18 protein-coding genes are annotated in these 20,372 nt (G+C 60.3%); 2 read left to right on the forward strand and 16 right to left on the reverse strand.

The features are described from left to right. Window positions 1-49: 49 nt before the first annotated feature. From HB376_RS19835 to HB376_RS19865, 7 genes are all read right to left on the reverse strand, one after another. Entirely contained in the window at window positions 50-1,720 is a 1,671-nt protein-coding gene (locus HB376_RS19835; protein WP_213765375.1) for an aromatic/alkene/methane monooxygenase hydroxylase/oxygenase subunit alpha, read from the reverse strand. Window positions 1,721-2,325: 605 nt separating this feature from the next. After that, on the reverse strand, window positions 2,326-2,529 hold the full coding sequence (locus tag HB376_RS19840) for a hypothetical protein (RefSeq protein WP_213765376.1): 204 nt from the start codon (window positions 2,527-2,529) through the stop codon (window positions 2,326-2,328). Window positions 2,530-2,569: 40 nt separating this feature from the next. Next, window positions 2,570-3,661 (reverse strand): WD40 repeat domain-containing protein, encoded by a 1,092-nt coding sequence (locus tag HB376_RS19845; protein WP_213765377.1) that lies wholly within the window; start codon window positions 3,659-3,661, stop codon window positions 2,570-2,572. Beyond that, a complete protein-coding gene (locus HB376_RS19850; protein WP_213765378.1) occupies window positions 3,658-4,662 on the reverse strand; it encodes a GTP-binding protein in 1,005 nt (334 codons plus the stop codon). The genes HB376_RS19845 and HB376_RS19850 overlap by 4 nt, the downstream gene beginning before the upstream one ends. Continuing rightward, a complete protein-coding gene (locus HB376_RS19855) occupies window positions 4,659-4,955 on the reverse strand; it encodes a hypothetical protein (protein WP_218627317.1) in 297 nt (98 codons plus the stop codon). Before HB376_RS19855 ends, HB376_RS19850 begins: the two co-directional genes overlap by 4 nt. A gap of 47 nt (window positions 4,956-5,002) precedes the next feature. Continuing rightward, entirely contained in the window at window positions 5,003-6,046 is a 1,044-nt protein-coding gene (locus tag HB376_RS19860; RefSeq protein ID WP_213765380.1) for an alcohol dehydrogenase catalytic domain-containing protein, read from the reverse strand. Window positions 6,047-6,675: 629 nt separating this feature from the next. Beyond that, a complete protein-coding gene (locus HB376_RS19865) occupies window positions 6,676-7,179 on the reverse strand; it encodes a hypothetical protein (RefSeq protein ID WP_213765381.1) in 504 nt (167 codons plus the stop codon). Between the two features lie 70 nt (window positions 7,180-7,249). Here HB376_RS19865 and HB376_RS41075 point away from each other — a divergent pair, with 70 nt between their 5' ends. Beyond that, a complete protein-coding gene (locus HB376_RS41075; protein WP_255631448.1) occupies window positions 7,250-7,624 on the forward strand; it encodes a transposase in 375 nt (124 codons plus the stop codon). A gap of 107 nt (window positions 7,625-7,731) precedes the next feature. On the opposite strand, the gene HB376_RS19875 is transcribed toward HB376_RS41075, so the two are convergent. The 9 genes from HB376_RS19875 to HB376_RS19915 all read right to left on the reverse strand — a co-directional run bounded on the left by HB376_RS19875 (window position 7,732) and on the right by HB376_RS19915 (window position 19,040). After that, window positions 7,732-9,375, reverse strand: a complete 1,644-nt coding sequence (locus HB376_RS19875; protein WP_213765383.1) for an FGGY-family carbohydrate kinase — start codon at window positions 9,373-9,375, stop codon at window positions 7,732-7,734. A gap of 94 nt (window positions 9,376-9,469) precedes the next feature. Further along, window positions 9,470-10,198: an SDR family oxidoreductase gene (locus HB376_RS19880; RefSeq protein WP_213765384.1), complete on the reverse strand. Its 729-nt coding sequence runs from the start codon at window positions 10,196-10,198 to the stop codon at window positions 9,470-9,472. Between the two features lie 24 nt (window positions 10,199-10,222). Next, on the reverse strand, window positions 10,223-11,503 hold the full coding sequence (locus HB376_RS19885; protein ID WP_213765385.1) for a sugar ABC transporter permease: 1,281 nt from the start codon (window positions 11,501-11,503) through the stop codon (window positions 10,223-10,225). A gap of 15 nt (window positions 11,504-11,518) precedes the next feature. Next, the gene (locus tag HB376_RS19890) at window positions 11,519-12,322 is read right to left on the reverse strand and encodes an ATP-binding cassette domain-containing protein (RefSeq protein ID WP_213765386.1); all 804 of its coding nucleotides are present in this window, start codon (window positions 12,320-12,322) and stop codon (window positions 11,519-11,521) included. A gap of 84 nt (window positions 12,323-12,406) precedes the next feature. Then, the gene (locus tag HB376_RS19895; protein WP_213765387.1) at window positions 12,407-13,471 is read right to left on the reverse strand and encodes a sugar ABC transporter substrate-binding protein; all 1,065 of its coding nucleotides are present in this window, start codon (window positions 13,469-13,471) and stop codon (window positions 12,407-12,409) included. Window positions 13,472-13,770: 299 nt separating this feature from the next. After that, a complete protein-coding gene (locus HB376_RS19900) occupies window positions 13,771-14,775 on the reverse strand; it encodes an AraC family transcriptional regulator (protein WP_213765388.1) in 1,005 nt (334 codons plus the stop codon). Between the two features lie 659 nt (window positions 14,776-15,434). Further along, window positions 15,435-16,391 (reverse strand): LysR family transcriptional regulator, encoded by a 957-nt coding sequence (locus tag HB376_RS19905; protein WP_213765389.1) that lies wholly within the window; start codon window positions 16,389-16,391, stop codon window positions 15,435-15,437. Window positions 16,392-16,674: 283 nt separating this feature from the next. Beyond that, window positions 16,675-17,619, reverse strand: a complete 945-nt coding sequence (locus HB376_RS19910; RefSeq protein WP_213765390.1) for a cupin — start codon at window positions 17,617-17,619, stop codon at window positions 16,675-16,677. Between the two features lie 647 nt (window positions 17,620-18,266). Continuing rightward, complete coding sequence (locus tag HB376_RS19915; protein ID WP_213765391.1) at window positions 18,267-19,040, reverse strand: SDR family oxidoreductase; 774 nt, start codon at window positions 19,038-19,040, stop codon at window positions 18,267-18,269. 171 nt (window positions 19,041-19,211) lie between these two features. Between HB376_RS19915 and HB376_RS19920 the strand changes: the two genes are divergently transcribed. Next, window positions 19,212-20,120: a LysR family transcriptional regulator gene (locus HB376_RS19920; protein ID WP_213765458.1), complete on the forward strand. Its 909-nt coding sequence runs from the start codon at window positions 19,212-19,214 to the stop codon at window positions 20,118-20,120. The last annotated feature ends 252 nt before the right edge of the window (window positions 20,121-20,372 follow it).

Raw genomic sequence — 20,372 nt, forward strand, 5'->3', positions numbered from 1 at the left:
TCGTCCGGGAGCTTTATTCACTCAATGACTCCCGGACGACATCGCTTCGTCAGTTCACCGGATTGATCTTGAATCCAGCTCGATACTCAGCGATGTGCTTCTCGCGCTGCTCCGGCGTCATTCCCCGCAGCAGAACGATCGGGCTCTGGATGATGTTGCCGCGAACATGGTCGAGCGTCCACATGTTGCGGTCGTCGAACCGCAGATGCGGTTGCGGCACCAGCGTCTTGCCGTCGCTGCGCACAAAACCGAGATCCTTGATGCAATCGGCCAGATCCCAGCCGTGGTAGCACTCCTCCCACTCGCGGCGTCCGCTGAAGCGCCCCATGGCCGGCGTCGGCCGCCCTTCGTATTCCGAGGCGAACGCTACCTTGTGGGTCCAGTGGCACAACTCCGAGCAATAGGTGTACAGCTGCCCATCCACTTCGTCGACCACGAAGTCTTCCCGGATCAGGCACGGCACCAGGCAGCTCCAGCAGCGGTGCGGGTACACATATCCGTTCTCCTGGTCGAACAGCATGTTGGTCTCGCCAGGCACGCTCTTCTTCGCGTACCACTTCCAGTAGTCGCCGAACTCGGCGTACCAGCCCGGGTACTTGTGCTCGAACCACTCGAAGTCCTTTTCGGTCTGCGCCTCGATACGCCAGAAGTTGACCGGCCAGCCCACGGAGAAGAACTGTGCGACCTTATGGACGTAATTCTTCTTGACCAGTCGGTCCCAGGCAGCCGCAACGTCATCGTGGTGAATCTTGATGCCGTATTTCTCCAGCGGCAGCATGTACGTACGGTAGTAATCCTCATAGATCCACCGGTGCCACAACTCGGCGTACGATTCCTTGTTCTTGTCCCGGTCGGTGGTGCCGTATTCAATGAATGTACCGATTGCCGCATCGACAATGGCGTGGTTTTGCCAGAAGGCGTAGCGAAGGTCACGCTCCAGCAAAAGATGATTGTCCGGATCATTGATGACCGACATCACCAGCGAATGGCCATTGCCGATATGCCGGCTTTCGTCGGACTGCACCGAGAGGAACACGGTCGGCAACGCATAGTCGCCGTTGCGCGCGGCTTCCGACGGCATGGCGACAAACAGCGTGTTGGTGAACGCCGTTTCCGCGACCACTTGCAGGAACACGTTCGCCGCGGTGACGGCGTCACCCGTGAGGAACCCTTCGGCAAACTGACGACCGATCGTGGTCGCATAGCACTTGCCGAATGCCGCCTCCGTTATATCGAACCCGGCCGGGTCGATATAGTTCTCCATGTACCACTTCTTGAGGTTCATCTGGATGGTCGAGTGGCGGAACTCGTCGACCATCTGCATGGTGAAGCCTGTGCGCAGTTCTTCACCGGGGGCGAGGCGGCCGAGCATCGCCATCGAACGCGCCGCCGAGATTTCCGGGAACGGAATGATCGCGAGGAACAGCTTCATCCACTCGACCCAACGCGGCTGGACGTTGCGGAACATGTCGCCGCGCAACGCCGCGTCAAGCGCACCGTAGACGCGGTTATCCTTCTCCTCCTGCATCGGAAAGTAGGAGCGCAGCACCTGTTTCATCGGGTCGCGCGGCGCCTTGCTGATCTTGTAGTCCGTCGGGAAGGTCATCGCTTCCTGAACGTAACTGGGCGTCCAGCCGAGATCGGCGACACGGCGTGCCGCCTCGCCGATGCTGATCCCGCGCTGAGACGTGATCTTGTTGAGGGTTAATCCGTCAGACATTGAGCTCTCCTTTTTCATTTCACGAGTCACCGTCGTATTTCAACGTCGTGTTTCATCGTCATAGGGCGGCGTTACGGGCAGGGGCCGATTGATGCCACGGCCAGAGTCAACAATCAACAACACGGGCCGGAGGTCACGGTCGCGAACAAAAACTGGTGCGTGAATGCTGAACAGACTGATGTTCCGGTCTAGTCTTCACGATCCATGCCTCCTGTCTTTTTTCTTGTACTTCGGATCATCGACACTTGGGTCTTGATCTGTACTCGTAGAGCGATTAGCGTGCCAACGAGGCTCATGTACCGCCTCATAAGGCTGTGCGGTATACAGCGTCGTTTGCGCAGGACGCCGGCGCCGAATTCTGTTTTGTTATGCGACATTCGCATTCAGCGGACCTGTCCGATATTGGGACGCTGCTGGCCGCCACGTGCTGCTGTTCAAAAGATGTCTGGCAACGAAGCGGAAGCACTGCGCAATCCTCCTATCAATCAGGATGCCAAATCATTTATATGAATACAGAAAAGACGGTCTTGATTGCAGCCTTCGCCATTCACCTGCAGCGGCATCGACGCCAGATCGACTAACCTTGAGCCTCGATACACGACCACCTACAACCCCAGGCCTCCACGCTTGTCGCCCTTATAGATCACGCTCTGCGTGTCATCACCATTCGGCTTCCTTTCGGCGATGAAACGCGCGGCTAAGACCAGGGCCCCCATCGCAAAGTCCTTGCCGTAAGCTGCGATCATTTCGTCGCCAATCGCTCCAAGCCGCTCGAAGAACTGATCCTTTGAGAGGTGTTCACTGGTCATGGTTGTCTCCGTCTTTATGTAATGAGTGTTGCCCGCCCCTTCACAGCGGACTGCCAAAATGAAACAGCGCCTCCGGCAACGACACCAGGCCGATCTCACCGGCCTCCGTACCCATTGCCAGCCGTCCGCCATCGGGCGACCAGGCAATGGCACTGACAGGACTGCCGTCAGCCCCTTTGACGAATAGAACATCAGTGCCGCCCGACTGGCACAGCAGTACCGCGCCATTGTGGTAGCCAACGGCAATCAACGGATGGGTGGGATGGCAAGCCACCTGAGTGACCGGGGCCTTGCCCGCAATGCCGCATTCCCGCGGCTGGCCGTCGCTGCCGGGCGGGTCGAATCGCCAGCAAACGGCCCGCAAACCACCGCTCGTGACCAACACCCGGCCGTCCACCGAAAACGATAGCGACCGGGGTTGCCCGGGATAACCGCCCATCTCTATGTCGCCGCCGTCCGGCAACCGCCATCCGTGCAGAGCGTTCTCCTCCATGCCGCTCACGACATAGCGGCCGTCGCGACTCCATGCGACGCTTCGGTGATAGCCGGGCCATCCCAGCAAGCGGGGAACATGCGTGTCCACCGGCCATAGCGTGACTCCGCCGTGATGTGCGATCGCCAACTGATCGCCGGTGGTGTTGAAAGCAAGAGCGGTTGCCGAACCCGCTAACGCGAGGCTCGCCGGCCTGGCTCCCAGCCAGTGAACCCGGCGGCCGGTTGCATAGGCCCGACCGCCCGCGCTCGTTGCCACGAGATCGATCCACTCACCGTGTACATCGACGAGGATATCGCTCGTGCCGTCCGCCTTCAGATGGACCAGCCGGCCGTCGTCCCCACCGCTGAGAAAACCTCCTTCAGGATCGGCGGCAAGGGCCAGGCAGGTGCCGTCATGCACACTGAAGCGAGCCACTGGCGCCGGGGGTTCGCGCGCCTGCACGAACTCGACGCCACCACTCTGCCGTGGCTTGAGCGCCGGGCCGCCAGGCCACTCACCGGTCGCGAGCGCCACGGTGCCGTCACCCAGCGCAAATCCCGCCTGGAGTCCCGCAACATCCCAAGCAAGCGCGACAACGGGAGCCTCCGTCACCCAACGGGCCCCAAGCAATTCGATCAAAGACGGCGGCGCATTCATGGGTCGGTCTTGCAGTGCCCGATACTCTCCCGCAATCCACGCCTGTCGAGATTGCGGCCGATAAACACCAGCCTGCTATCGCGTACTTCGTCCAGTCGCCACGGCCGGTCGAAATCCGTATTCATGGTCATATGTACCCCCTGGAACACGAAGCGGCGATCCGATCCCGCCAGGTCAACGATCCCCTTGGCTCTCAACAGATCCTGGCCTTGCTCGACCACCAGTTGCTGCAGCCACGAAAGGAAGCGGCTGCGTTCCAGGGGCTTCTCGACGCGCAGCGACACGCAATCTATGCCATGGCTATGACGTCCGGGACCAATGGATATATGGCGAAAGGGCCGTTCATCAGGGGCCGGCTCATCTGTATCCTCGACTGAGTTGGCGAGATGCAGGCGCTTGAGATCGAACGCACCTCGATCAAGTAGTGAAGCCAACGGCACCGCGCAGCGGACACTGCGCACCAACTCCGCTGTCGGGTTGATTCCGCATATGACCGCCTCTGCCGAAGCCAGACCCGTTGCATCGACAAGATCGGCCTTGTTAAGCAGTACGATATCTGCCTGTGCCAGTTGCTCCGCGGCCTCACGGCTGTCGGCGAGACACGCTTTCAGATGCAACGCATCGGCCACGCAGATCACGCTGTCGAGCCGGGTGCGCTGACGGATGAGATCGTCGACAAAGAATGTCTGAACCACCGGTGCGGGGTCCGCCAATCCCGACATCTCGATCAGGATCCCGTCGAAGCCGCCCTTGCGCTTGATTAGTCCCGAGACCACGCGAATCAGGTCGCCGCGCACCTTGCAGCATACGCAGCCGTTATTGAGCTCGATTACCTCGTCTTCAGCGCCCACCACCAGGCCACCGTCGATACCGAGTTCGCCGTATTCGTTGACGATCACCGCGTAACGCCGGCCGTGCTGCTCGCGCAGTATGCGATTGAGCAGCGTGGTTTTGCCTGCGCCGAGAAACCCGGTAAGAACAGTGACCGGAATTCGATTCATTGCAGATCTCCGGGTTTCCTGCCGGACTCGGTTGTGTCGAAATTCGCCAGCTCGTTCTCAAGCCAGTCACGCTCGGCTTCAATAGCCAGCAACTCGTTTTCCGATGCGTCCAGCCGCGCCCGCAATTGCACAATGTCCCGCGTCCGGTCGGGCGTGGCGCCTTCGCGCTTCTCGCACGCCAGCGCGCATGCCAACTCGATCTCGGCGCCCGCGCAGCGATTTTCGCCGCGCAGGTAACGGGAATTCACCTCGGTCAATGCAATGACCAGGCGCACGCGTTCGGGAATCGGCATTGGATTTTGCTGCGGCGACACGGCGCTCTCCCTGGTCGGATCCATCGTTATGGAATCAGCACCGCGCGGCCCCTTACCTTGCCGTGATGCAGGTCCTTGAGCGCCTGGTTCGCCTCGCTCAAACGGTATTCCTTCGTCGCCAGATGAACGAGTCCACGATCGGCCAGCGCCATCAACTCGACCAGCTCGGGATAGGTGCCGACCAGATTGCCGACAATGGTTTTCTCGCTGGTGATCATGTCGATAGTCGGCAACTCGATCTTCCCGCCATAACCGACGATGTAATAGAACCCCGCGTTGCGCGTCATGGCAAGGCCGTTGGCGACCGCGTCGCCTTCGCCGACAAAGTCGATGACTGCCTCCGCGCCATTACCGCTGGTCAACTCGAGCACGCTTTGCACTTCGTCGCCGCCGCCCTTGACCGTATGATCCGCACCGCATTCCTTAGCCAGTTGCAACGCGGTTTCCGAGCGGTCGACCACGATGATTTCGGCAGCGCAAAGAGCCTTCAATACCTGGATGCCGATATGTCCCAGGCCGCCGGCGCCGATCACGACGGCGAACTGGCCGGGTAGCAAGTGGCGCGACGCCTTCTTGGCAGCACGGTAAGCGGTTAATCCGGCATCGGTATAGGGCGCGACATCCTTGGGCGCCAGCGACTTGGGCAGCTTGATCAGCGACCGTTCGCCGGTCAGCAGGTATTCGGCATAACCGCCATTGGCATTGATGCCCGGGAAACTGCTGTCGGTTGAATGCATGTCGTCGCCACGCCGGCACGCCAGGCAGTAACCGCTTGTCACGAGCGGATGGCAGATCACCGCGTCGCCCACCTTGACGCTCTCGACGGCCGAGCCGACCGCCTCGACCCAGCCGGCGTTTTCGTGGCCCATGATGTACGGCAAGACCACGTCGACCTTGCTGCGCCAAATGCCTTCGACAACGTGCAGGTCCGTGCGGCAGACACCCGCACCGCCAATCCGCACGATCACGTCGGTGGGCCGCCCGATCTTCGGATCAGGGACCTCCTCATAACGCACGAACTCGTCACGGCTCAATGATTCATCGTACTGATGCAGCACGGCAGCTTTCACGTTTCGTCTCCTTATCGTGGCTTGCATGGGAACTTGCCGGCCTTGGATGGTACGGGCAGGCATGCCAGTTCTTCCAACGCGTTTTTATCGCTTTCGTTTATGCAATCTCCATGCCGATGACACGCACTCCTTCAGAACGGGCCCTTGGCGCCTGACGGACAAAAGGAATTGAGTGGATTGGTAGCAGCCCCGGCCGATTTGGGAATTCGACCACTGTCGCAGAATCGGACGCTTGATCGCGCGGCGGCGACCGTACCTGTCGCGAAATGAGACATATGCACTGCGAGGATTTTTTCCGACCTCTCGTCGACTGGCATCCTCGCGGGAGGGTTTAGCGCATTGCGTTATACACAAGTCAACTGAGTCTTGAATAATCAATGACTTATGAACGCTCGTTTTGGAGACCTTCAGCCTGGCTTCTGACCGACCTTTGTACGGAACGCCTTTGGTTATGGGCTTCCCGGCGCGTTGCTCAATGAATAGGTGAAAGTTGCGTATAACGCAATGAGCTCTCCGGAACCATCGTAAAGATCACGAACCCTGGCTCCAAATCCCAAGCGGCGAGCGGAATCAGAAACCCTTGCGCAGCAAAAGAACCCCACACGCCACGTTTCATGCAATTGCCCTGCTTATTGAGCTGCCGGAGCAGCGCTGATCAGGTCGACCAAAACGCGTGTGCCCGGAATGACCGAAGCGGACGCCTCAGGCGGATTTGTCTGTACGATAAACGACGCGCCGGTTGTATCGACCAAAGTGATAAAGCCGTTTTGGTTATCGACATGCGCTACGCGCGCGATGGTCTGGTCGCCATTGGGCGAAGGCGGAACAACAGGCGGGGATGAATCCAGTACAGTGAGACGAACCGATCGGTTTGCACTGCCGACTACTTTGGTACCGGCCTTCAGTTTATCGAGGCCCTGCACATTCGCGCCGACCTGGAACGACTCCCTGATCCCCGCGTCGTTAATAACGGTAACAGTACGCGTATTTGTGTTGACTGACTGAACCTTGCCGCTAACTTGAACCGTAGTGGTTGCATTGAAAATGGTAGCCGCGAAAGCACTCGATAACGCCATCGTATACGCGATTTCAACAATGGCTTGCTTAAGGATTTTTATAGAAATGAACTTCATAATGACGCTCCTGCTGGACAAATGAGAACGGCTCGTGCGATGCACGTTGTAACCGCATAAGCGCTTTAAAATGCTTGCCGAGTTTGTCTTTGGAGAGGTCCCCTGTCAACCCATCTCGTTACACAGAAGTCGCAAACTCGTACCGAAGCACGTAAGACAGGTACGTTGCAGGAATTGCGATGCCAGGGGTTGTGTAAACGATGACGGACTCGCATTTACTCTCGAATTTCGGGTACACGTAAACGACAAGTCGGGGTCTAGGGTAGAAGAGGAATTTGAAGCGTTGGATCTAGGCGATCCGAGACTGGATCAACGAGCGAAGGCATTGTTGAAGCGCCTGGCGGCGAAGCCGAGCAAGAGCATTCGGGGCGCTTGCGATAGCTGGGGTGAAACGTCGGAGCCTATTGTTTTCCGGGCAATCCGAAAATTGATTGGAGCGAGGTAATGGCGCCGCATTGGCAATGCACGGCGGCCCAGATGCGAAGCTGCGAGGTGGTGCTATGCATTGCCGGCACGAATCGTGGGTCTAACGCGTGAGCCTAACGCGTGAGCCTATCGGATTTCCCTGGCCACGCTCTGCAACTGCTTGAAAGCGCGATACCGCGCCTCGTGCAGTGCCGCTATGTTGCCTGCGTCCGGCTCGTAGGTCTTGCTGATGTGCGACATCGTGGTCATCGCCGAGCGCACGTTGTCGAACAGGCCGCCGGCCACGCCACCCAGCATCGCGGCGCCCAGCAGGACGGGCTCTTCCGCCTGCGTGGCAAGCACGGGCTTTCCCGTTGCGTCGGCGAGCAGTTGCCGAACAAGATCGAGCCGCCCCGCGCCGCCGCTGATGACCACCCGCTCGATCGGGGCGCCGGCCAGGGTCTGCGCTTCGATGATCTGGCGAAGGCCGTAACCGATACTGCAGATGCCGGCAACGTAAAGCGCGACCAGACTATTCAGGTCATTCTCCATTCCAAGGCCCGCAATCACGGCTCGTGCGTGGGGGTCGGCCAGCGGCGCACGGTTGCCCAGGAACTCCGGAACAATATGCAAGCCCTTGGCCAACAACACGGCCCCCGACAAACTGTCTGCCGTCTCCACCGCGAGACCGGCGAGCATGACGGCCAGGGATTGGCCCGCTTGCTCCGCTTGTTCTCGGGCATCGGGCGTCGCGGGATGCATCGAAAGGAGTTGTTCGATCGCGGCGCCCGCCACCGATTGCCCACCCTCGTTGAGCCATGCATCCGGCACCATCGCCGAAAAATAAGGTCCCCACACGCCGGGTACGAAGACCGGACTCCGGGTCGTGGTCATCGTGCACGATGAGGTGCCGAAGACGTACGCGAGGTTGGACTCGGGGTCACCATCGGCGCCAACCGTGCCTATTCCGCCGGCATGGGCATCGATCGCGCCTGTTGCGACCGGCGTACCGGCTCGCAGGCCGAGCTCGGCGGCCGCATGCGCTGTTAGCCCGCTCCCCAACGGCGTTCCCGGGTCGACAACAGACTGGCCGATGCGCGCAAACGCCTCGTCCGCCAGCACACCGAGACCGACGCTGCGGAAGTAACTTTCGTCCCAGCGCCGTTCGTGCGCCAGATAGGTCCATTTGCAGGTGACCGTGCAGGTAGAGCGGGACAGATCCCCGGTCGCACGCCAGGTCAGGAAGTCGGTCAGATCGAAGAACTGCCATGCCGCCGCGAAGACGCTCGGCCTGTTCTCAAGGAGCCACAGCAGTTTCGGTGTCTCCATTTCCGGCGAGATCTTGCCGCCGACAAATTTCAGCACCTCGTGGCCCGTGGCGTTGATGCGCTCCGCCTGCGCCACGGCGCGGTGATCCATCCAGACGATGATGTCGCGTTCGGCCTGGTCGGAGGGCCCCACGGGCAACGGCCGTCCGCCCTCACCCAGCACGACGAGCGAGCAGGTGGCGTCGAACCCGATACCCGCGACCTGATCGGGCGATACCGCGGCCTGCGACAGCGCGTCCTTCACGGATTGGCAGACGGCGTTCCAGATCTCGCTGCTCGACTGTTCGACGATGGAGCCGCTTGCATGGAACAGGGTAATGTCGCGCTTGGCCGAGGCCATCATGCGGCCGGCAAGATCGAAGATTCCGGCCCGGGCGCTGCCCGTGCCCACGTCCACGCCGACGACATAACGCACATCGCGTGTGCTGTCTGTCGCTAGGGAAGTCGGGTTTTCTAAGGTCATGGCTCACTGCCTGCTCAATGCCTGTTATAGAAGGCGTTTCTGATAGAAGGCGAACTGCATCGGGTACAAACCGGACTCGCCCCTGTCACGCGTTTCAGAGATCAACGCTGTTTGGAAGGATCACGAGATCGCGGATGGTCACGTTGCGCGGCCGCGTCAGCATGAAGAGTACCGCGTCGGCGACCTCCTTGGGCTGCATCAGGCTGCCCGAGGCGAGCGCTTCGTCCATCTTCGCCTTCGGCCAGTCGTCAAGCAGCGCTGTTACGACCGGGCCTGGGGCCACTGCGCCCACCCGCACGCCATGTTTGGAGAGCTGGCGCCGGATCGTGTGGACGAAGGCCTGCACCGCGAATTTGGAGGCGGTGTAGACCGGCTCCCACACGACGGGGACGATGCCCGCGATGGAACTGGTGAAAATAATGTCGCCCGATTTCTGCGCGACCATGTGCGGCAGCACGGCGTGGACCGATCGGAACGCGGCGTTGATGTTGAGGTTCAACATGCGATCCCACTCGTCCGGATTTCCGTCCAGCACGTCACCGCCCACGTACGCGCCGGCATTGGCATGGAAGATATCGAGGCCGCCGGCGAGGTCCAGGATCTTTGGCAACAGTGCGGAAACTTCCGCCGGCTGCAGCAGATCCACGGTCAGTGGCGAGGCGTTTGGCCCCAGTTCCGCGCAGAGTTGGGCGAGCCTGTCCTCGGCGCGGTCGATCAGAACGACCTTCGCACCTTCCGCCAGCAGTGTGCGCGCGCACTCAAGGCCGATACCCGATGCTGCGCCCGTGATGGCGGCGACCTTTCCCTTCATCATGTCAGTCATTTTGTAATCCTAAGTTGCTGTAAATTACGCACGGCCATGCGAGACGCGAGACTGGCGGGCGAGCGAGTCGACGATCACCGCGATCGCCAGCACCGCGCCGGTAATCATGAAGCGCAGCGACGACGACAGGTTCAGCAGCGTCAGGCCGCTGGCAATCGACTGGATCACGATAATCCCCAGCACCGCCGAATACGCGCTGCCGCGGCCGCCGAAGAGGCTGGTCCCGCCGATCACCGCCGCTGCAATGGCGTTCAGGTTCACGTCGCCGCTGCCGGCCTGCTGGCTGGCCGAGGCAAGGCGTGCCGCAGTCAGCACGCCGCCGAGCGCGGCGAAACTGGCGCACAGCACAAAGGCGCTGGTGTAGATGGCACTGACATTGATGCCTGCGCGCCTCGCGGCCTCGTGGTTGCCGCCGACCGCGTTCATCGACCGGCCCCATCGCGTCCTCTTGAGCGCATAGTCCATCGCGACCGCGAGGCCAAGGAATACACCGAACATCAGAGGCACGCCTCGTCCCTGGTTAAGGTAGGCAACTACAAGCTCCAAAAGCACGGTGATGGCAAGGCTGCGCACGAGCAAGCTACCCACCGAGGGCGCAGAGAGATTGGACGCCCGGCGGCGCTCACGCGTGCGCAACCCGAGCAGCATCATCACGGCGCCCGGCGCCAGCGCGAGGAGATATGAAACGGCGGCGGGGATGATGATGAGTTGGCCGAGGTTCACCAGCGTCGCGTCGTAGGGCAAGTTGATCGACCCGGTGGCGCCCAGGACGTATAACTGCATCCCTAGAATCGCGAGCAGCCCTGCCAGCGTCGCGACGAAGCTCGGCATGCCGAGCCGGTTGAGCAGCAGCGCGTATAGGGCGCCGACCAGCGCGCCCACCGCGATGGCAACGACAATGGCGAGCAACACCGGCCAGCCGTGATTGACCCAGAGCATACCTACCAGGGCCGACGCGAAGCCGCTCATCGAACCCACTGACAGGTCGATCTGCCCGACCATCAGCACGCAGACAATGCCCAGCGAGATCACGCCGACCGTCGAGCAGTCGAATAGCAAATTCACCAGGTTGTTGGCCGAGAGGAACACCGGGTTCAGGCTGGTGAACACGGTCCAGATGATGATCAGGCCCGCGATGACCGGCAAAGATCCCAGGTCGCCCGAGCGCACCCGTTCGACGAAGGCGGAAACGGCGCCGCCGACTCCGGCGGCGTGCTTGACGCGGACATCGCCCCGGTCGAGCAGCGCGGACGGCGGCGGGTCTTGCGTTTCGCGTTGCGGGGCGCCTTGCATTTCATTGCTCATGATCGTTCCTTGGGTCTAGGCGCTCTGTTCGGCCTGGCGGCGGCCGGCGCGGCGCGACACCGCGTTCTCGGTGGCGCCGGTGATCGCCGCGACCAGCTCTTGATTCGAGGAGTCGGGATAGAAAACGCCGTTATTGCGGCCGAGCCGCAGCACTACGATCCGGTCCGCCACGGCGCGCACGTCCTCCATGTTGTGGCTGATCATGATCACCGCGTGACCGCGGTCGCGCACCCGCTCGATCAGGTTCAGCACCTCGGCGGTCTGGGCCACGCCCAGCGCCGCCGTCGGCTCATCGAGCATGATCAGCTTTGGGTCGAGCAGCAGCGAGCGGGCGATCGCCACGGTCTGGCGCTGCCCGCCCGACAGCGAGGCGACCACGTCGCGCACGCTCGGAATGCGGGCTGACAGCTCGTTCAGCAGCGTCCAGGCCTTGACCTCCATGGCGACCTCGTCGAGACGCAGCGGATTCAGCTCGCGCCCGAGGTAGATGTTCGCGACGACATCGAGGTTTTCGCACAGAGCAAGGTCCTGGAACACCGTGGCGATGCCGAGATCGAGCGCCGCGGCCGGATTGGACAGCGTGACCTCCTTGCCGCCGAAAGTGATCGTGCCGGTGCTGGGTTGATGGACGCCGGCGAGCACCTTCACCAACGTTGATTTTCCGGCCCCGTTGTCGCCCACCAGGGCGACCACTTCGCCGGCGTGCACGTCGAGCTCGATGTCCGTCAGGGCCGAGACCGCTCCGAAGTGCTTCGAGACGCTGCGCAGGCTGAGCACCAGTTCGCCGCGCGTGGACCGGGTTGTGGAGTTGTCAGTCATGGGACGGATACCTCGTTAAAAGTGGATGGACCCGGCACGAGCCGGATCCCGTCCAGCATCGCTGCCGGACCAGTTCGCGCCGGTTCAGTTCGTGATGCCCAGTTTCTTGCACCCGTCGGCATAGCGGTCGGTGCACAGCTCCTTGGCGCTCGCGAACCCCTTGTCGACGACCTCCGCCTTGAGGTTCTTCGCCGTGATGACCGCCGGCTTGAAGAGCTGCGACGGTGTGTTGAAGAGCGTCGTTTCAGCCTTCGGGGATTGGCCCGACAGGAAGCCGACAGCCACCTTCGCCGCTGCGGCCGCGACGATCTCGCTCGGCTTCAGGATCGTGTTGTACTCGTCGCCCGCGATGATCAACTGGAGTCCCGCAAGCGTCGCGTCATTGCCGGTCACTGGCGGCACCGGGTTGACGCCGGCTGCCTTGAAGGCCGCGACGGCCCCGCCGCCCGTGCCGTCGTTGGCGGCCACGACACCCACAATCTGCGACCCGAAACGCGTGATCTGCCCGCTGACCCACTGCTGGGCCTTCGGCGGCGCCCAGTCCGGCGTGTCGTACTCGGCCAGCGTCTTGTAGCCGCTGCCCGCCAAGCCGGCGTGGATGCCCTTCTTGATCAGCCCCGCAGCCGCGTCGGTCGGCGAACCGTTGACCTCGAGCACACCGCCCTTGGCTGTCGGTACGCCCGTGTCTTTGAGATGCTGGACAAGCGACTGCGCGATGGACTTGCCAATACCTTCGTTGTCGAACGACACGTAGTAGTTGGCCGGCGTCGAAGGCACGGGCCGGTCATAGGCGATCACCTTGATACCCTGGCCCTGCGCCATATGAACCAAAGACGCGGCAGCAGTGGAGTCCACTGGATCGAGGACGATCACCTTCGCGCCTTGCGCGATCACCGAGTTGAACTGCTGCTGCTGCGTCGCGACGTCGGCATTAGCGTTCTGGTAGAGCACCTTGCAGTCGGGACAGAGCTTGGCCATCTCGGCCTTGAAGCCGGGAAAGTCGTGCTGTTCATAGCGCGTCGATGCCTGGTCAGGCATCAGAAAGGCGACCGTGCCACTGGGTGCGGCCAGCGCCGCCGTGCTGCTTATTAAGTTCAAGCTCAGGCTCAGCACGCTGGCGCCGATCAGTTGGTTCGAAAGTCTGGTCATCGAATGTCTCCGTTTTTTTAAAAAATTCCGGCGCAGATGCTGCCGTGCTTGGGCTTCGGGTGAGGCTTCTAAGTGCAGAGCGTGCGCGTGCGCTTCTACTTCCTTAGCGCAGATACAGGGCACTCGTTTCGTGGCAATCCATATACTTTGTACTACACAATACATTCGTTCAGTCCGCGCAAAAACGTTGGCTACGTCATGGAAGAACCTGTTAAATCCTTGGCAAACTACAAAGACGAGCTTGCGTCGCGGGATGCTGCGTTGGCGCCGCTTTCAGCGATCACCGGCGAAACCACGCGCTAACCGAACGCTTCCAGGGCGTGCTCAGCGTCAGGCGATTCAGTCGCGCTGGCAGCGTTGAGCTGTTGATATGCCCTCCATCGCGACGGCGACATGTCCTTGAGCAACAGGAACTGACGATTAAAATTAGAGAGATTATTAAAGCCGACCTGATAGCAGATATCGGTGATGGTCAGTTCGCCCGACATCAGCAATTGGCATGCGAGGTTAATGCGCAGCCGGTTCACGTATTGCACAAATGGAACGCCGGTATGGCGCCGGAAATATCGCGAAAAAGCGCTGGCGCTTTGTCCCGCGAGTTCGGCCAACTCCGTTTCGCGCAACTCTTGCGACAGGTTCTTGCCAATATAAGAAAGCACATGATTGATGCGCGTCTCGGCATAGCGCGCCGGGTCCGCACGATAAGCGGCGCTCGCGAGCTTGACTTGTTCTGCGCTGTGCACGAGCAAGTCGAGCAATTCAAGAAACAACGTGACGCGCCGCATGCCTTGCGCGCCCAGCATCTCGCGCATGATCGGTTCGGCGGCTGCACCCGTTTTCGGTGTGAACAGCACGCCCCAACGCGATGCATCGAGTAAGGACTCCACGCACTTGAGTTCCGGGAAGACCTTGATGGCGTTAGCGACGACCTCGGCATCGAATTGGAGGATAAGACAGCGTTCATCTACACGTTCGCCCGGCGACACATTGCTGACCCAGTTATGCGGCAGATTCGTCCCTGTCATCACGAGATTGCCGGGCGCGAAATTGCCGATGTAATCGCCTACGAAGTATTTACCCGTCGTCGATGTAATGACCTGAATTTCGTATTCGGGATGGAAGTGCCAGCGCACCGTGCGATACGGATAACCGTGCGACCAGACCTTGAACGACTCATCGCGCGGGACGGCGACCAGTTCCAGGTCCGGCTGGACAATGTTGGCGCGCCGGGCGTCCGTGCGCGCCGCGCGGCAATAGTCGCATGTTCCGCATCGGCACTCCGTGGCACTCGGAATGGTGTCCATCTGTCCTCCTCCTGACCCACTTTTTTTTGGAGCGTTCGCATAAACCGCATTGCGCCACGCCATGTGTGCAAGTTAGCCCTGTCGCCGATATTTCACCACTGAAATTGAAACCGAAAACTGATACTAATTTGCATTCGGGTAAGTCCGTAGGGCGTCGAGAGTCAACTTTTGTGCAACGCAGCAGCTTGACGAGCGGTTCGCGTTGTCCCGGTCGATGGGGTGTTGGAGTGTGTTCGGTGGGTCTGCTGCCGGCACTCATGGCCGCGCAAAATAAGGTGCATGTGCTTGAGAGGCAACGCCTGCGAGCGTCGCGCAAACGTGCGCTGACTGCGCGAGAGCGGACATGGAAACTCATGTTGATGATCGTGCGGTGAATGACCTAACACCCTGACTGACTCAAGTTCGGCCTAAGCCGGCAGTCGCTCATTGACCTTTGGGGTGGCCGCCATGCGCCGCTGAACTGCCATTCACCACGCATCGTCCGCGAACGTCCGGTTCTCGCTTCAACGAATGTCCTCCGCCCCCGAAGAGCCATCGCCCAAGTCCGTTTTAACGACGGCCTCCGAGCATGCAACGGTCGCTCAAGCAACGGACAAGTGCCGAATCAAGAGAAATAATCACCTTCTTCGAGACGTGAATACACGAGGCGTTCGCCCGACTCACGTCCGTGGAATCCCGGAAGAGACGGCGCCCTGCGCATCCCAGTACGGCAGTTCGCCGAACTTCTCGGCAAAGAAATCTATGAACAACCGGACTTTCGACGAAACGGTCTTCTTCCTGGGATAGACGGCCCATATGGAGGCTTCTTGCGGCGTGGGTTGAACGTCCCAAGCCGGGCACACGTTCGTGAGACGACCCTCATCGAGTGGCTCATACGCGAGCCATGTGGGCAAGACAGCGACGCCAAGGCCGCTCTCTGTTGCCGACATCAGCGCATCAATATCGTTGAGGGTGAGGCGTCCAGTGACCAAGGTCTTTTGCCAATCCGCAGGCGGACCGCCCCGCTGCCTGGCATACCAGGAATGACTCGCGGATCGCGAGAACAGTAGGCATGTGTGGGCCTTTAATGCAGCAGGAGCGGTCGGCATTCCGTTTGCTTTAATGTATGCAGGCGCCGCACACGCCACGTGCCTCTGCGCGGCAAGGCGGCGACCCATCAGTGACGAGTCTTCCAGTTCACCTATCCGAATGCCGAGATCGATCTGCGACTCGATGAGGTTGAGTACATCGTCGGTGAGGATTGCATCCACGTCGATATCTCTAAACCGCTCCATGAATTCGCCAAGGTGAGGCATCACATGCTTTCGACCGAAAGACAATGGCATTGTCACGCGCAATACGCCAGAAGGGCTGAGATTGAGGGACGAAGTCGCCTCTCTCGCATCTTTCAATTGCGTCAACACCTCTGAAATTTTCGCATAGAAGACCTTGCCCCCTTCGGTTAGAGACAAACCTCTGGTCGATCTGTTGAACAGCGCAATTCGGAGATCCGCCTCAAGTTCGCTAAGGTGTCGTGAAGCGGTTGATGTCTTGATGGATAGTTCCTGGGCAGCACGGGTAAGACTGCCCAACTCGGCCGCACGCACGAATGTCCGAACCGCTGCAAAATAATCCATTGAAGAAATCCAAGGTAAGGATAGGGGGACGAGCGACGCCTTCACTGCGGCGAAACCTTCTTGCCGATGAGGGCACGCGACCCAATGATATCCGTATCCCTTACCAGGACTAAAGCTCGCTGCGGGCCCCCCCCGATCGCTCATTGCGTTGCTCGTCGCTGTATGGCGATGAATGACCAGGAATGGTCAGCAAGCCAGCGCACTGCCGCCCGCCGCGGCTTGGGCGCGCGGACGGGCCTTCATGCCCCCCAGTACCGAGGGGCCAATGCAGCTGTGAGCCGCGTTACTTCGCGAAGCGGATGTCAAGAGCACGGAGATAGGTTTGCAGGCCGGCATCCTGGATAGGAATCAGTCTTGCGTCCTCTCCGGACTCGTTGATGTGTGCGTGCCAATACCCGGGCGGCGTAACGAAGGCCAGGCCCGGAGCCCAGTCAACGCGCGTGGCATCGGCGATGTTGCCCTCGGCGTCCAACTCCGTGCCGACTAGCGAGTAGCATCCCTTAGGGCAGTCGATAATAAAATCGAGCGCAATTGACTGATGGCGGTGTGGCTTTTGAATCGAATTCCCTGGCAGCAGACCGAACATGGCCCAAAGAACGTGCGTCACGGTGCGGGTTTGGGGAAAGTGCGCATTGGCCAGCAGCACGGATATCCGGCTGCGAAGGCCCGCATTAGCTTCATTCGCAATTTTTTGAAGCTCGGCCTCGGCGCGATCAGCGGGATACAAAGTCGGTTCAAATCGCGGAGAAACGGAGTCAACGCCCAAATAGGTCATCAACGGTGCGTCGCTCACGTAGTACATCGCCACGTCTTCGCTGGCGGTAATGGCGGATTCGAGACCACCGGGCAAGGAAAAAAAGGCGCCTTTCGTGAATGGAATCTTGTGCTCGCCTTGTACAGCCGCACCCGACCCACGAATAACATAGAAGATTTGCGAGGTGGCCAATGGGTCAAGACGAAGACAGTCCCCTGCGAGGACTCGCACAAAGTTCGCGATAAGTCCGGGGCCCGTCGCGGGCGCCGGGCAACCAAGTTCGCCAGAGAGGTCCAAAGGCACGACGCGCGTCGGCCCGTCCGAATAGAGTTCAGCCGGAAATGTTTTGAATGGGACGCGCGAAATCAGTTTCGCGCCAATCGGATTCGCTGCCTTCGTGTATTCAAAGTATTGCGCATCGGCGGTGACGCTCGTGTCGTCCGCCAGGGTGGCCGCATCGGTATGATCAAGCATGGTCTGCTCCTGTGAAGTGACTGGATTCGCTTCGCTGTGTTGTTTAAGCCGCGAAGCAGTGACCGAAATTTACGGCTGGAGCCGCCGCTTCGGTAGACCCGTTGGCGCAAATGAGTTTTCAGATTTGGGGGGCAACCCGGCCCCGAGAGTTGTGCTTTCACAAAGAACGCCGCAAACGACCGACAAAGAAAAAGCATGCGAACGATCGCCCTTCTCGTTGAGGCGTGCTGATACATCGCTAAGGGGCTCTCTTAGTCCTTCCAGTCGTTTAAGGAAACGAGCGAACGACTCGTCACCGTGGAGGAGCGGACGTTCAATCACTAGGGGATGAGCAGCGGAAAGTGGCCGACGGCTACCTGCGGGCACTGATGCCGGAAAGCTGCCCTTCACCGACATGCGCGGCTTGACCAGGCGCGCGCTTTTGGCGAACGTTGGGAACCGCGGCTCTCGGTCATTCGCCGGGCCATCGATGACCGTAATTGAATGGCGTATTCTCCAGTTGCAGCGGACATCCGGACGCATTCGCAACGCTCGACTTATGACTATCGGGACTAGTGCAGAGCGGACGCCCGCAAACAAAAAGACAGTTGAGCGGCTTGAGGCGTGGGACAGCGCCCGGCTCGCGCACTGGTGGAATTACCGCGCGTTCATTTCGTCGTATAGCCGCCGTTGACCAAGATGGTCTGCCCAGTGATCCACCATCCATCGCTCACCAGATGACGAATGAAGGGCACCACGTCTTCGATATCGGTGAGACCCGTTTTAGAGAATTTCGACAGCGCCGCGGCCGTCCTGTGATACGCCACGGCATCGGCACCTTCCGCGGGATAAAAGAAAGGCGTGTCCATGGGACCCGGCCCAACGGCCGTCACCGATATGCCGCGTTCGCCGAACTCCTTTGCCGCTGCGCGAGTGAAGTGCTCGACGGGCGCCTTGGTGCCCGCGTACGCTGCATAGAAGGGCGTGAACGCGCCAAGCAGCGAGGTTACGAGCGTCACGACCTTACCGTTGTCGTTGACGTGCTTGCCAGCCTCGCGCAGGAAAAAGAACGCGGCTTTAGAATTTACGGCACTCATCGCATCGTATTCGGCTTCGCTGATTTCCGTGAACGGCTTCTTCAGAACCTTGCCCACCGTGTTGATCGCGATATCCGGCCGTCCCACGGCGGCAACGACCTCAGAAAACAACTGCTCCATCGCCTTCGCCTGCGTGAGATCCGCTTGGAACGCGACGCCTTCCGCGCCGGCTGCCTTGATCGCGGCGATCGTGTTGTCCGCGTCGGACTTGGAGTTTGCGCTGTTGTAGTGAATTGCTACCGCTCTTGCGCCGTGCCTGGCCAGATCGCGCGCGACCAACCCGCCAAGATTCTTTGCCCCACCCGCAATCAGAACAGTTTTGCCCGCAATGCTGTGGTCTGCCATGACATTTCTCCGTTCTCGCGGTTGCGAATTGCAGCCGCGTCTTCAGCTAATGGTACAGTGCAGAAAAATCGTATAAAGCACCTTATCCTGACAGCACTAGACAGAATTCCCGACTAATTCACGAGCGACGGTTGCGCATCATTGCGCATGAGCGCCTGGGCTTTTCCGAGCATGGACCGTATCGATCTCTTTCGAATCTTCGCGCGGGTTGTCGAGTGCGCCAACTTCACGCGCGCCGCGGATACCTTAGGCATGCCGCGCTCCTCGGTGTCAGCCGCGGTCCAGGAACTCGAGGGCCGGCTCGGCACGCGCTTGCTACATCGGACGACACGGAAGGTCTCGACCACGCATGACGGCTCTGCACTCTACGAACGCTGCTTGCCTCTGATCGCGGATATGGAGGACACCGAGAACCTTTTTCGCCTTGCAAGCGGTACGCCTGGCGGCAAACTACGGGTCGACATGCCCGGTCGCATCGGTCGCTTGATCGTCGCGCCCGCGTTGCCCGATTTTCTGGACCGCTATCCCCAGATAGATATCGAGATCGGCGTGACGGATCGGGCCGTCGATCTTGTCGAGGAGCGTGTCGACTGCGCGTTACGCGTGGGTGCGCTAAGCGACTCGGAGTTGTTTGCGCGGGCGGTGGGGGATTTGCCTCTCATCAACGTGGCCAGCCCGGCATATCTCGCACGCCATGGCGTGCCGCAGAGCCCCGGCGACCTTGATGATCACTGGATGGTCGGCTATACGTCGCCGTCCAACGCACGGGTTGCTCCATGGGAATGGATGGAAAACGGCGCGCGGCAAACGATGCCGCTCAAGAAACGGGTGGGCGTGAATAACGTGGAGGCGTACATCGCGTGCTGTCTCTCGGGCATCGGCCTGATTCAGATTCCCGCCTATGACGTGCAAGCGCATCTGCGCGCCGGCGAACTTGTCGAGGTCTTGCCTTTATATCGGGCGGCGTCCATGCCGATGACGCTGCTTTATCCTCATCGGCAGCATCTGTCGCGGCGCTTCCACGTGTTCGCCGATTGGCTCGAAGCGTTGCTCAAGGCGACTTGTATCCGATCCACCTAGATATCGCGCAACGGCGGCGCAAGAGCGTCGGCATCAGCGATCACCACGCTACGGCGCGCAACGCACTGCTGGCTCGTTCCTGTGACCGTTGTACCTTGATTGCGGTCGTGCCGGATTGAGGACCCAAAGTGGGTCGTGAAGAGGCAGTCATACCTGCCTGAGCGCCGCCGTTCGCATGGACTGCGATGAACGCCGCTCCGACGACTCCCGGTAACGAGCGTTCGACAATCGTGCGATTGCGAGAACTCGTCT

Source organism: Caballeronia sp. dw_19 (genome assembly GCF_018449515.1).
Lineage (GTDB): Bacteria > Pseudomonadota > Gammaproteobacteria > Burkholderiales > Burkholderiaceae > Caballeronia.